The organism is Streptomyces sp. NPDC054813 (assembly GCF_053611365.1).
The window spans coordinates 66,665-79,329 of record NZ_JBSHAF010000038.1 but is presented as its reverse complement, the minus strand read 5'-3'; the positions used below and the strand labels follow the sequence as shown (position 1 = coordinate 79,329).

Below are 12,665 nucleotides of genomic sequence, written 5' to 3'. Positions count from 1 at the left end.
TCTCGCGCCAGGCGGCGGTGCTGCATCAGCCAGCCGAAGGTCCGCTCGATCACCCACCGCTTCGGCAGGGGCTCAAACCCCTTCGTCCGTGCTCGTTGGACTACCTCCACGTCGATGCTGAGTCCGGCGCCGTGGTTGAGGATGCTGCTCTGGTATCCGCCGTCGGCCCAGACCTTGGTCACGCCGGGATGGGTTGCGGCCGGGTCGTCGAGGAGGTGTTTGCCGCCTGTGGTGTCGTGCACGTTCGCCGCGGTGACGAGGACGGCCAGCACCAGGCCGAGCGTGTCGGTGATCAGGTGCCGCTTGCGTCCTTTGATCTTCTTGCCGGCGTCGATGCCCTGGCTGGTCTCGGCCACGTTTGCCGAGGTCTTCACGCTCTGCGCGTCGATCACGCCCGCGGTCGGCTCCGTGCTGCGCCCGTGAGCACGCCGGGTCTTGTCGCGTAACAGGTCGTGGACCTGCTGGGTCGTGGCGTCCGCTTCCCACTTCGCGTAGTAGTCGTAGACGGTCTTGCACGGAGGGAAGTCGTGCGGCAGGTACTCCCACGGAATGCCGGTGCGATTCACGTAGAGGATCGCGTTGACGATCTCCCGTAAGTCGCGGACCCGGGCTGCCGTGCCGGGGCCGGTCCGGCGGGCGAGGTTCTCCTATCGCCGGGGGGGGGAGATCTTTGAGGAGAGCACGAGGCTGCCGGCCAACCCGCGGCCTCGCCGGAGGACTTCGAGGACCTGGACGGCTGGACGATGCACCGGCTGCGGCACTCCGCGCTCACGCACGATGCCGAGGGCGGGACCTCCACCCCGACGCTTCTGGCCCGCTCCCGTCACGCCTCCGTCCGCTCCGTGGGGCGGGACGCCCGCCGGGGGTCGACGCGGTCGCCCGATACGTCGCCGACCGGGACCCCGCCGCACGTCGCCGGACGTGAGATCCCTCGCTTACGGCCGGAGACAGCGTTCATACCCGTGGCACCCGATGCGCTCGACCGCACACGCCAGCACGTCGTTGCGGGGGGGGCCGGGCAGGCGGCGGCGGCCACCTCGCGGGACCCGGGGCTCGGGTCGGACAGCGACCCGGCGGTCGCGCCCGCCCCGAGCAGGCACCTCGCCGTCTACGCGGCGGGGGTGAGTTCGGCTTGGCCGAACAGCAGGGCGTAGCCGGTGGGGAGCTGGTGGAGGATGCGGGTGATCAGGTCGGGGCCGGCGTGGGCGGCGACGGCCGCGAAGACGGAACCGGTGTCCCAGCGGGTGGCGGCCAGGGAGGCGCCGGAGCGCGCGGCGAGGTCCTTGACGAACGCCCAGCCGGTGAGCGACCGGGTGTCAGGGATCTGCGCGGTCAGCACGCGTGCGGCCTCCAGTGGCAGGCAGGCGGCGAGGTCCACGCGTTCATCGCCGGTCAGCTGACGCCCCAGTCCGGCCAGGACCAGACAGACGGCTTCGTCGGCCTTCTCGCGGGTGGGGTAGGCGCCCTCATAGCGGACCTTCTCCAGCATCTGCTCGTACGCCGTCCCGTACGGCTGCTGGTGCTCAAGCGGTACGCGCGTGTCGGAGATCACTGCGGTGTATGCCTTTCATGGAGCCTTGGGGGTGCCGGGTGCGGCACCCCCGGGTCTTGGTCAGGTGGGCTGGGGGCGGCCGAAGAGGAGGTCGTAGCCGGCGGGGAGCTGGAGCAGGATCTGGGCCAGCAGGTCCTCGCCTGCCGTGTCGGCGACGGTGGACAGCACGGCGCTGACGTCCCAGGTCGCGGTCTGCTCGGTGGCGCCCTCGATCCAGGCGGCGGTCGCGCGGACGAACCGCTCTGGGGGCAGCGGTTCGGCGCTCTGCAGCGGGTTGAGCAGGATCAGGGCGAAGCCCTCCGGCAGGCGCGCCGCGAGCTGGGCGCGGACGTCGCCGACCAGGTGCGCGCCGAGCAGGGCGAGCACCACGCGGGCCGCGCGTTCGGCTTCCTCCGAAGTGCTGTACTCGCCGCGTTCCTTCACGTGGTCGAGGAATGCTTCGCGTCGCAGCGTCATCGGCCGCACCCCCTTCTTGCTCGGACTGCCCACGGGGGTGCGGAGAGCGGGATGGAGGGGGAGATCAGGTGCCCGTCCTCCGCACCGGTCCGGCCGGTGTCAGCCGGAGATCTCCTTATGGCCGGATCCGACGCCGATGGAAATCTTGCGGGGCTTGGCGCGCTCGGCGATCGGGATGCGCAGGGTGAGCACGCCCGCGTCGTAGTCGGCCTGGATACGCTCGGTCTCCAGCGTGTCGGCGAGCACGAGCTGGCGGGAGAAGACGCCCAGCGGCCGCTCCGACAGTTCCATCTGCACGTCGTCGGCCTTCGCCACCGGCCGGCGCTCGGCCTTGACGGTCAGCATGTTCCGCTCGACGTCGATGTCGATCGCGTCCGCGCTGACGCCGGGGATGTCGAAGGCCACCACGCACTCGTCGTCCTCGCGGTAGGCGTCCATCGGCATCGCCGACGGCTTCGACCAGGTGCCGGGACCCATCAGCTGCTGCGCCAGCCGGTCCAGCTCACGGAAGGGGTCGGTGCGCATCAACATCGTGAAAACACCTCCAGCAGGTTCAGGCAGTTGCTGCCAATGCGCTTCGCTCTACCGTTGTAACATGTCATCCAATGGATGACAAACATGATGTCGTCGACGTGATGACCGTCCGAGGGAGGTGGCCGTGACCGCAGCCGACCAGCCGTCCGCGACCAGCACCGACGCCCACAGCCCGGCGTCCTTTCTCGCCGCCGCGGCGGCCCTTGCCGCCATAGACGACGCCCTGCGCTATGCCCAGCACGAGACCCCCGACGCCGCCGGCCCCGGTCCCGAGCAGGCGCTGGCCTCCCTGATGCTGCTGCGGCAGGTGCGCGAGCAGCTCGCCGGCTGGGAGACCGGCCTGATCGAAACCGCCCGAGAGGCGGGCGCCAGCTGGGCCGACCTCGCCCGCCCCCTCGGCGTCGCCAGCCGCCAGGCCGCCGAACGCCGATACCTGCGCGGCCGCCCCGGCACCGCCGGAACCACCGGCGAGCAGCGCGTGACGGCCACCCGCCAGGCCAGGGCCGCCGAACGCGCCACTGTCACCTGGGCCCGCGCCAACGCCGCCGACCTGCGCCGCCTCGCCGGACAGATCACCGCGCTCGCCCACCTCGCGCCCGAAGCGCGCACAGCTCAGGCCGCCCTGCATGCCGCCCTCGGCGCCACCGACGCCGCCGAGCTCATTGCCCCCCTGACCGGCATGCGCCCCTACCTCGACGCCCACGCCGACCTCGTCAAATGCCTGGACGCCCTCGACGACCGGCTCACTGTGACAGCAGCTGACGATGCCTGACTCCTCTCACGGAGAGTCACAAAATGCGGGTGCGGTGCGGCCTGCCCCGAACCACGCCGACGGCGGGCCGTCTCGGCCCGATTCCTAGCCGTTCAGGACGTTCCCACAGAAAGGACCTCACATGGGTAGCAGTGTCGAGACACTGGAATTCCAGGCTGAGACAACGCCAGTTGCTCCGACTGGTGATTCCGCACTGTGGCTGGTCGTCCCATTCGACCGTGACTTCGACTCCGTCGGTGGCGACGTCCGCCAGGACCTCGATGTAGATGCGGCAGCCAGTTCCAGGGCGGTCGGGCACCGGACGGGAGACGTCCCCGACCCGGGTCTCCGGCCACACGTCCTCAGAACGCTGACAGGTGCTTCCACCGGCAGGTGGTGCAGTCCGCTGTTCTCGGGCGGAAAGGACGGTGCCGCGGCCGCGGCACCCAGCCACCGGTCCTGGGAGGCATCGGCGCCGTCCTCAGTGCAGCACAGCTCGACGGTGAGCTGCCGCCTCAAACGATCGGGGGGACTCCCACCCCCCTCCCCCGCAGTGAGTACGGTCAGGGCCTGGCGCAGCCGGGGCTCGCTGAAGATCCGGTGGCGGTGCTGTTCCTCCCGCGCGAAACCCGCCGGTCTCAACGGCGACGCATACGAAGCGAAGCTCGAAAGGTGAGGCAAGGCGGCCGCAGCCTTCCAGGCCGCGGGTGACTGAGTACGTGGGGCGCGACGGCGTGATCACGTCGCGGCACCAGTTGGAACAGGCCGTGAAGCGGGCGGTACGGCACGCCGAGGAAGACCCGGCCGAACAGCACAGGTCGGGCCATCACCCCTGATCTTGAACACGGGTTATGCGGCTTCGGTCAGCGTAGTTGATGTTGTTCGGAGTACTTGTTCGTGGGCGATGGGGCCGCGGTGGCCGAGGCGAGAGTGGCGTCGGATGGTGTTGTAGCGGTGCAGCCGGCGAAAGAGGTCCAGATGGTCCTCGCGTTCGGTGTCCCAGGCCCGGCGGCCCTGGAGGGTCTCACGTTTGCAGGTCGCGTTGAACGACTCGACGAGTGCGTTGTCCGCGCTGGAGCCGACCGGGCTCATGGGCTGGGTGACACCGGCCTGACGGCAGGCGTCGGCGAAGGCCCGACTGCAGTACCGGGCCCCGTGATCGCTGTGGAAGTTGGCGCCGGCGAGGCTGCCGCGGGTCCGTTCGGCTGCGTGCAGGGCGTCGATGACGAGGTCGCCCTGCATGTGGTCGGCGACCGCCCACCCCGCCAGGCGCCGCGAGGCGAGGTCGATCGCGGTCGCGCGATAGCGGAACTTCCCGCCGGCCAGGGGAAGACAGGTGATGTCGCCGACGTACTTGGTGTTCGCCCGGCCCGCGGTGAAGTCGCGGCCGATCAGGTCCGGGACCTTCGCCGCAGCCGGGTCGGGGGTTGTGGTGCGGTGCTTGCGGCGCAGGCGGAGACCGGCCAGCCCGATCGTCTTCATGACCCGGGCGGCGCGCTTGTGATTCACCACCTCGCCGTTTTCCCGGAGCTCGGCGGTGATCCTCAGAACGCCGTAGGTGCCATCTGACGCCCGGTGGATTGTGTGTATCCGGGCCGCGAGCTTTGCGTCGGCTGCCTGACGGGCCGCCCTCACGGCCGCTGTCTTGCGCCAGTGGTAGAAGCTCGAGCGGGCGATGCCGAGGATGGCGCGCTCCGGCCGCCCGGACCCAGTTCCGCAAGGTCTCGGGATTGACGCCCAGATCGGCAGCGACCTGCCGGATGGTCGCCTCCGGCCGCGACTGGTACAGCGCGACCGCGTCCGCCTTGAACTCCGGCGGGTAGTGCTTCATGACCACGAGAAGTCCGTTCTCAGATCCTCAGGATTCAGTGTCTCGTGTGTCCAAGATCAGGGGGCAAGGTCTCCCTCGGAGGATGCGTCATGTGAAGTGCTGCGGCCGCGGAGTGTGACCAGGGCGAGCAGTGCGGAGAACAGGGCGGCACTGCCGCAGACGACGAAGCCGATCGAGTAACCGTGGCCGAGGGCGTCCAGGGCGAGTGGGTGGAGGTCGGCCAGTTTCGGGGAGGCCGCCGAGGCGCCGTTGACTGCGAGGGGTCCACCCTCCTCCAGTACGGCCGTCCCCGCACCCTTCAGTGCCTGGGGCAGGGCGGAGTCGTCCAGGGAGTTGGAGAAGCTGCTCGCCGCGCGGCTCAGGGCGACGGCGCCGATGACGGCCGGGCCGAGGGTGAAGCCGAAGTCCCGCAGCAGGTTGGTGGTGGCGCTGGCCATGCCGGCCAGGCGCGTCGGCACGGTGTTGACGGCTGTCGCGGTGATCGACGAGACGGTGATCGCGAATCCCAGGCCGACCAGACCGAGCGGCAGGATCAGCGAGGTGAAGGCGGTGTCGGTGATCGGCAGCGTGGCCGCCCAGTAGTCGCCCGCCGCGATCAACAGCAGCCCGGCGCCCAGGAGTAGCCCGGGTGCGACCGTTCTCAGCAGGCGTTCCGTGAGCGGCAGCATCACCAGGGTGATGCCGTTGAGCAGGACGAAGGCCAGGCCTGTCCGCATCGGGGCCTGGTCTTGGACCGGGCCCAGCCGGATGCTGACGGAGTAGGCGGTGCCGAGGAAGGCGAACATCCCGACCACGGCCACGATCGAGGCGATGGCGAAGGCGCGGTTGCGGAACAGGTCCAGGCGCAGGAGCGGGGACGTGGCGCGCTTCTCGGCCAGGACAAAGGCGGCGAGGAACACGGCTGCCAGGACGAAGGCGATGACGATCGGGGGCGAGGCCCAGCCGTCCGTGGGGCCCTGGATGATGGCGTAGAGGAGGGCGAACAGGCCCAGGCCGATGGTGACCTGGCCCGCGATGTCAAGTGAACGGCCTTCGGAGGCGCTGGAGTTGACGGCGAAGAGAGCGCTGACTGCGGCGCTTGCCACGGCGGCGGCGGTGACCACGACGAAGGACCATCGCCATGAGCCGTAGGTGGCGGTGACGCCACCGAGGAGCGGGGCGATGAACCCGCCGGTGGAGAGCAGAGCCGCCCACATCGCGATGACGCGGGCCCGTTGTGCGGGTGAGGTGGCGTTGGCGGCCAGGATGGCCAGCGAGGTCGGGAAGAGGGCGGCGGCGCCGAGGCCCGCCAGGGCCTGCCCGGTCCAGAGTTGGTGGACGCCGGAGGCAGTGGCGCTGACGAACTCGCCGACGGCCAGCAGCGAAGCGCCGCCGACCAGCAGCCGTTTGCGGCCGAAGAGGTCGCCGAGCAGGCCGAAGGTCAGCTCCAGTACGGCGACCGGGAGCAGGAAAGCGTCGGAGATCCAGGTGAGTTGGGAGCCGACCGGGTGCAGGTCGGACTGGAATAGCCCGTTGAGGGTGGCCGGTATCGCCAGGCCGATCTGGGCCAGACAGACCGCGAGGAGACCGGCGACCAGGGTGCCGGTGGTCAGGCCGGGACCGGTGGCAGTTTTGGCGGAGGGTTCGGTCGTCATCGACACGGGGGGCTCCTGAGAGGCGGGAAGCTCGGGGTACGGGAGGGGGCGCTTCGCGATCAGCGGGTACCGGTCAGCCGGCTCGGCCGGTAGTCGGTGAAGGCGGCGCCGTCGAGGCCCAACGCGTCTGCGCCGTGCTGGAGTTCGGTGGCGGTGGCGGCGTCGTCCCAGTGCCGGGTGTCCAGCCGGTGTTCCACGGCGTGCAGACCGGCGACGACTTCGGCGGTGGTGAAGTTGCAGTGGCTCTGGCGGGCCACATACGCCTGTCGCAGCAGTGCGGAGTCTCCGGCCGCGCGCACCCGCCCGGCGAAGGCCGATTCCTGCTCCACGGGCACCAATTGGTCGGCCGTGGTATGGATATCCAGTAGCGGAACTGCCAGGCTCTGTCCGGCAGTTGAGGTCCTCTTCAGATGAGCTACTGCGGCCTGGTTGGCTGTGATGTCCGCGCCGCGGGTGAGCCGGTTGAGGTCGTTCCGCAGGTCGAGTCCGGCGTCGCGGTACAGGGCCGCGACCTGCTTGGCGTGGGCGGACTTGCGCAGCAGCCCGGCGTAGTCGACGCCCTTGTTCCAGGACGTGTTGCCGCCTGCGGACTGTTCCACCGACCAGCGCGCCGGGACGATGAACCCGAGCAGGCCCTGAGCCAGCCATGCATACTGCTGTTGCTCCTGACCCGCGAAGTCACCATGTGCGGGCGGCTGTTGGCCGGGAGCCCAGTCGGACAGGTTGAGGTAGGCGGCGGCCAGGGCGATCCGGGCGCGTCCCGCCGGAGTCTGCTGCGCGACTTCCACGGCCTTCGTCAGCCGGTCGGCGAGGGCGGCCGCGTCGGTCTGGTTGCCCAGGTTCACGAGGGCGTCGGCGTCGGTGGGGTCGAAGAACGTGGCCAGGGTGTACTCGGCGTCCAGCTGGTAGTTGTCCAGGTCGACACCGCCCGCGACCAGCCCACACAGGCCGAGCGCACCGTCGACGCGTCCCGCGCCGTCGCGGGCGATCTGAGCGTTGACGAGGCCACCCATGGACTGGCCCACCGAGATGACCCGACTCGGCGTGCCGACCCGTCGGCGGAGCGCGGTGAGTGCGGCGAACTGGTCCCGCTCGGCCGAGTCGAGCGCCCACATCGAACCGTTCGGGTCGTAGGAGGAGCCGACGAGGGCATAGCCGGCGTCCAACAGGGCCTGGCGCGCCGCAGTCGACGGGGCGTCGGCAGCCGTCGTCGGACCGAAGCCGTGGCTGAACAGCAGGATGGTGCCGTTCCACTCCTCGGGTTTGTCCGCGACCCAGGTGGCACCGTCGGTCAGGGTCCCGGAGTAGTGGGCGGTGGCGGTGGCGTGGGCGCCGGTCGCGGGCCCGAGCAGGGCGGTCGCGAGGGCAGTCGCGCAGGCGGCGGCGAGGGTGGAGAAACGGGGTCGGGGCATGGCGGCGGCTCCGCGAGGCGTGTGAGGACGGAGTGGCGGCGAACTGGGAGAGCGCTGCGAATGTAGGGCTCGTTTTTCACTGCCGTCAATAGACTGACCAATAATGAGGCGAACGGGTCCGCGTGCGGACGCGTGGGATTCGCGTGCGGACGCGTGGGATTCGCGTGCGGACGCGTGGAGTTCGGGTGCGGATCAGTCCAGCGTCAGGGTGTCCAGCAGTCGTGCGGCCGCCCGGGCCGCCGGGCGCTCCCAGCGGCTGGCCAGGCCGCGGAAGACGGTCTCCGCCTGCGCGGCCGGCCAGTCGCTCGGAAGGTGTTCGGCGGGCAGATGCGGGTCCCGTCGCACCAGGTCCAACCAGTCGGTGTGCAGCAGGAGTTGACCCGCGAGTTCGTCCCCGGAAGCCGCTGCGGGCAGTGGGTCGGTGCGGTCCCAGCGTTCCAGGAACGCCCGGTACCGGGCACCGATGGTCGGCACGTCGAAGGCCTGCTCCAGCACCTCACGGACGTCGGTTGGCGACTCCACCTCCGCCCGGAACACCCGCATATACGGTTCCAGGCCGAGGCCCGCCACCATCTCGCGGACGTCGACACGCGCAGGGGCCACCCACAGGCCGTTCTGCAACGGGCCGAAGCCCGCCCAGATCAGGCGGGAACGTAGATCATGCCGTTCGCGGCTCCACGCCTCGGGCAAAGAGAAGCCCACCATCGTCCACCGGCCGTCCCAGTCCCGGTTCACCGCGCCCGTGCGCCAGATCCGGTCCTTGCCGTCCGTCAGCACCTGGACGGCGTGCGGCGTCAGCGCGAAGTACGTCTTCCGCCCCTGCCGACGACGCTCCAGCAGATCGCGTTTGACCATCCGGTTCAGGGTGGTCCGCACCGCCTCCTCGGTGCTACCCGACCGCCCGAGGGCGGCGATCACACTGCCCGACGACACGGCGATGGGCCGCCCCAGTACATGCGCGCCCAAGAAGGTCAGCATCAGGGACTGGGTGCGCGGCTCGGGGCCGCTCTCGGCGGCGGATCCGACGGCGACATCAACACTGGTCACCGCCACAGCGTAGGCCCGAGGCGGGTGTGCGGTGCCCTCACCCTGGGACATGTCTCACTTTTTTAACGGCAATTGACGAACAGCCTTACGTTAGAAGTCAGGCCGACCAGGTTCAGCAGTCTGCGGGCCAGGAACTGTGTCCGCCGAGTTCCCGCGATGGTGTCGCACCAGGACACCGTCGTCGAATTCTGGTCCGGCCCAGGTGATCTTCCTGATCGCGGGATGACGGGCTCGTCTGGCGCGGTGACGCGACCGTGACGCGAGGAAGTTGTCGCTGCATCCTCGTGTCCCTGGCGAGGTGACCGGACGAACCGCCGAGGTGGCGTATCTCGCGTTCCCGAAGAGCTGTGTATCCATGCAGATCCGTGGGGTGTCTACCCGGTCGGCGCCGTACCGCGCGGGGTATGGCGCGCAGGCGCACACCCGGCGTACGACCGTCGACGGGTTCAGCCCGAACAGCACGGGAGCAGGCAGCTGCGTCGGGGGAACGCCCGCCCGAAGGCGGGCTTCTCGTGCACTGTCTCCACCCGCGGGTTGATCATCCGCGTGCCGATGTTCACGTCCTTCGCCCACGAGGGCACCAGGCCCCAGCGCAGCGCCCGCAGCTCTCGCGCCGCCGCCGCGGACTCGTCCGACTCGCGCGGGGTGCGTTCGAGGACCATCCAAACGTCGTTGGTCGGGGCGATGTTCCAGTTCGGGTCCAGCGTAGGGGTCCGCCGCGAGCAGCTCGGCGACTGCGGCGTGCGCAGCCCGCAGCCCGGCGGCGCCGACCCCTTGCAGTACGCCGGAGCGCACCAGCGGATGGCGAAAGCGCACCCGCAGGTCGTCGAAACGGAGCAGACCGGTGGCCACGGCCGCCTCCAGGTCGTCGGCGGTGACCGGCGCCCCGTGCAACAGCGAGGCGGCCGCCGGGACCTCCGCGAGATCACCGGTCGATTCGGCGGCGGCGACGAGGACGGCGTCCTGGACCCTTGCGGGCAGGTCGCGCAGACGGCCGACGAACGCATACTCCAGACTCTCGGTGAGGGGGGAGTTCGGCGGCGGGTCCCGGTGTCCCCGTGTGCCAGTGGGCGGAAAGCTCCACCAAGGCCAGCGGGTTGCCCTGGGAGACCGCCACGATCTCCTCGCGTACGGAATCGTCGAGGTCCCCGCGCACGGCTTCCACCACGCGGCGCGCGTCCTGTTCCGCCAGCGCCCCGATGTCGAGGCGCGGCAGGTCCGCCGGGACCGGTCGCTCGCCCGCCTGTGTCCGGGACGTCGCCAGCAGCACGACCGGGTCGTAGCCGAGGCGACGGGCCACGAACCCCACGACGTCGGCGCTGGGCTGGTCCAGCCACTGCAAGTCGTCGACGCATACGAGGACGGGGGTCCCTGTCGCCGTTTCGGCGAGCAGGTTCGAGGCGGCCAGGGCGACCAGGAACGGTTGAGGGGCAGGTCCGGTGAGTACACCGAGTGCTGTCAGCAACGCCCGCCGTTGCGCGCCCGGCAGGAGATCGGCCCCGTCCAGCACGTCGGCCGGCAGCCGGCGCAGACCGACGTACGGGAGTTCCGCCTCCACCTGGGAGCCCACCGCGGACAGCACACGGAACCCGGCCTGCCCGGCCTGCTCCCGGGCCGCGGCGAGCAGGTCCGTCTTGCCGATCCCGGGCTCCCCCGCGAGCACCAGCGCTCCGCCGCCGTCACAGGCCCGCGCCAGCAGTCCGCGATCTCCCGCAGCTCCGCGTCGCGCCCCAGCAATCGGGCGCCGGAGGCCGGAACCGGACCCGTCGACTGCCGCCACTCCCCGCCATGCCTGCCGCGATCATACGATCGCCGCCCGACCCCCGCGGCGAACAGCCAGCTCCTACGTCCTACGAAACGCGCAGCACGATCTTGCCGCGCCGGTGCTCTCGTTCGAGGGCCGTGTAAGCCTGCGAGGCACCCTCCAACGGAACGATCCGGTCCACCTGTGGGACCATGCGGCCCGACTCGACGAGCGCCGTCAACGCCTCCAGACCGGCACGGTCCGGCTCGACCACGAAGAACACCGCCCGGGCATCCACCCCGTCCGGCGTCCTCGGCGGCACGGCGACGCCGACCAGGACCCCGCCCGGCCGCAGCACCTGCCAGGAGCGTGTCAGCGTGTCACCTCCGACGGTGTCGAAGACCACGTCCGCGTCCTTCACCACGTCCTCGGAGCGCTGTCCCACATAGTCGATCACGGTGTCCGCGCCCAGAGCGCGGACGAAGTACGCGTCCCCGGCTGCCGCCGTGGCCATCACCTCGGCCCCCAGCGCGGCAGCGATCTGGACCGCGAAGGAGCCGACCCCACCCGCGCCGCCGTGCACCAGCACCCGCCGTCCCGGCGCCAGGCCGGCACGGGTCACAAGCTCCTGCCATGCCGTCAGAAGTTGTGCCTGCATGACAAAATGATCCGGCCTCGGACCGCTCCTGATTTCTGAAATTTGTGCAGTTAGGCTTGTCGCTTCGGGCGGGGGTGCCCGAAGCGACGGGGCGGACGGACGTCGATGCCGTCAATATTCGTGGTCCAGCCGAGGTAAGCCGAAGGGGCACGGGATGATCTTGGTCTCCTGAGCGCTCGTCGTCACCTCGCGGCCCAGCCGTCGCATCCGCGGTTTAAGCGGCGCCCGTCTTGTCGTTGATCTGGAAGGTGATGACGTCGACTTCGTCGGTTCCCGCCAGATCTGGGTAGTGGCCCTTGAGGGCTTCCCGGAGTTGGGCTGCGGTCGTCAGCCCCTCAGCTTGCGCGTCCTGGTTGGTGAGGTCGCTGACCATGCAGTGCCTGATGCCGGTCACCTCTGCCGACAGGACGACTTCAGGGTCGCTCTCAAATACCAGTCTTGCCGGGCCGAGCTGCGCAGGGTCCCGGAAGCGGGTGGTCTTGGTCTTGGCGCCAGAGCGGACGACTTCTAGGTAGCGGGGGTTGAACCGAATGATCGGGGGACCAGCCGTCTCGGGATCTTGGTAGAGCGATGGGTCGAGACCGTTCATGCCCGCCTCCGGGGTCCATCGTTGAGCGAGCGGCATCAGGTCGGCGACGAGCACGGACCTGAGCCCCGCGGGAGTGGGCACGATGACGCGCATGGTGGGGTAGTAGTCCACGAAGACCTGCCGATCGCGCCCGCACGGGCCGATGACCCCGCGCCCGTGGTTTCCCACGGCGACGATGCAGCGCATCTGGCGGGCGCCCTGGGCTCGCGCGGCTCCCAGAGCCACGAGTTCGGCGCAGGGCCCGCCGGTGAAGTGGTAGAGGTTCACGCCGACGAACATCCGGTAGTCAGCGGCCATGACCGCGGCGCCCACCGTGTGGATCCCATCTTCGTCGGGCCCGGCGTCGGTATGCGCGTCTATGGTGCGGCGTGCCAGCTCCACGAGCTCACGCTCATCATCATCAAGAGCTCGTGCAGATGACGGGACGTACACCTTTTGACCTTCCCTTCCTTCAGCA

11 protein-coding genes and 2 pseudogenes are annotated in these 12,665 nt (G+C 70.1%); 1 reads left to right on the top strand and 12 read right to left on the bottom strand.

The window, feature by feature from the left end; translation table 11 throughout:
• From ACWGJB_RS45740 to ACWGJB_RS45725, 4 genes are all read right to left on the bottom strand, one after another.
• Positions 1 to 566 (bottom strand): IS5 family transposase (locus ACWGJB_RS45740; protein WP_453385951.1); only part of this gene is annotated, 566 nt, incomplete at its 3' end.
• A gap of 542 nt (positions 567 to 1,108) precedes the next feature.
• On the bottom strand, positions 1,109 to 1,552 hold the full coding sequence (locus ACWGJB_RS45735) for a DUF2267 domain-containing protein (protein ID WP_453385950.1): 444 nt from the start codon (positions 1,550 to 1,552) through the stop codon (positions 1,109 to 1,111).
• A gap of 60 nt (positions 1,553 to 1,612) precedes the next feature.
• Entirely contained in the window at positions 1,613 to 2,008 is a 396-nt protein-coding gene (locus ACWGJB_RS45730; protein WP_453385949.1) for a DUF2267 domain-containing protein, read from the bottom strand.
• Positions 2,009 to 2,107: 99 nt separating this feature from the next.
• The gene (locus ACWGJB_RS45725; RefSeq protein WP_453385948.1) at positions 2,108 to 2,539 is read right to left on the bottom strand and encodes an Hsp20/alpha crystallin family protein; all 432 of its coding nucleotides are present in this window, start codon (positions 2,537 to 2,539) and stop codon (positions 2,108 to 2,110) included.
• Between the two features lie 127 nt (positions 2,540 to 2,666).
• Here ACWGJB_RS45725 and ACWGJB_RS45720 point away from each other — a divergent pair, with 127 nt between their 5' ends.
• Positions 2,667 to 3,314: a type III effector protein gene (locus ACWGJB_RS45720; RefSeq protein WP_453385947.1), complete on the top strand. Its 648-nt coding sequence runs from the start codon at positions 2,667 to 2,669 to the stop codon at positions 3,312 to 3,314.
• Between the two features lie 828 nt (positions 3,315 to 4,142).
• Here ACWGJB_RS45720 and ACWGJB_RS45715 read toward each other — a convergent pair.
• The 8 genes and pseudogenes from ACWGJB_RS45715 to ACWGJB_RS45680 all read right to left on the bottom strand — a co-directional run bounded on the left by ACWGJB_RS45715 (position 4,143) and on the right by ACWGJB_RS45680 (position 12,589).
• Positions 4,143 to 5,130 (bottom strand): annotated as a pseudogene (locus tag ACWGJB_RS45715) (IS3 family transposase).
• Positions 5,131 to 5,180: 50 nt separating this feature from the next.
• The gene (locus tag ACWGJB_RS45710) at positions 5,181 to 6,758 is read right to left on the bottom strand and encodes an MFS transporter (protein WP_453385946.1); all 1,578 of its coding nucleotides are present in this window, start codon (positions 6,756 to 6,758) and stop codon (positions 5,181 to 5,183) included.
• A 59-nt stretch (positions 6,759 to 6,817) separates the two neighbouring features.
• Positions 6,818 to 8,170 (bottom strand): alpha/beta hydrolase, encoded by a 1,353-nt coding sequence (locus ACWGJB_RS45705; RefSeq protein WP_453385945.1) that lies wholly within the window; start codon positions 8,168 to 8,170, stop codon positions 6,818 to 6,820.
• Positions 8,171 to 8,362: 192 nt separating this feature from the next.
• A complete protein-coding gene (locus ACWGJB_RS45700; protein WP_453385958.1) occupies positions 8,363 to 9,223 on the bottom strand; it encodes a PaaX family transcriptional regulator in 861 nt (286 codons plus the stop codon).
• 455 nt (positions 9,224 to 9,678) lie between these two features.
• A pseudogene (locus ACWGJB_RS45695) lies at positions 9,679 to 9,966 on the bottom strand (SOS response-associated peptidase family protein); the annotation flags it as partial.
• A gap of 176 nt (positions 9,967 to 10,142) precedes the next feature.
• Entirely contained in the window at positions 10,143 to 10,997 is an 855-nt protein-coding gene (locus tag ACWGJB_RS45690) for an AAA family ATPase (protein WP_453385944.1), read from the bottom strand.
• Between the two features lie 70 nt (positions 10,998 to 11,067).
• Complete coding sequence (locus tag ACWGJB_RS45685) at positions 11,068 to 11,619, bottom strand: NADP-dependent oxidoreductase (protein ID WP_453385943.1); 552 nt, start codon at positions 11,617 to 11,619, stop codon at positions 11,068 to 11,070.
• A gap of 214 nt (positions 11,620 to 11,833) precedes the next feature.
• Positions 11,834 to 12,589 (bottom strand): ASCH domain-containing protein, encoded by a 756-nt coding sequence (locus ACWGJB_RS45680; protein WP_453385942.1) that lies wholly within the window; start codon positions 12,587 to 12,589, stop codon positions 11,834 to 11,836.
• Between the last annotated feature and the right edge of the window lie 76 nt (positions 12,590 to 12,665).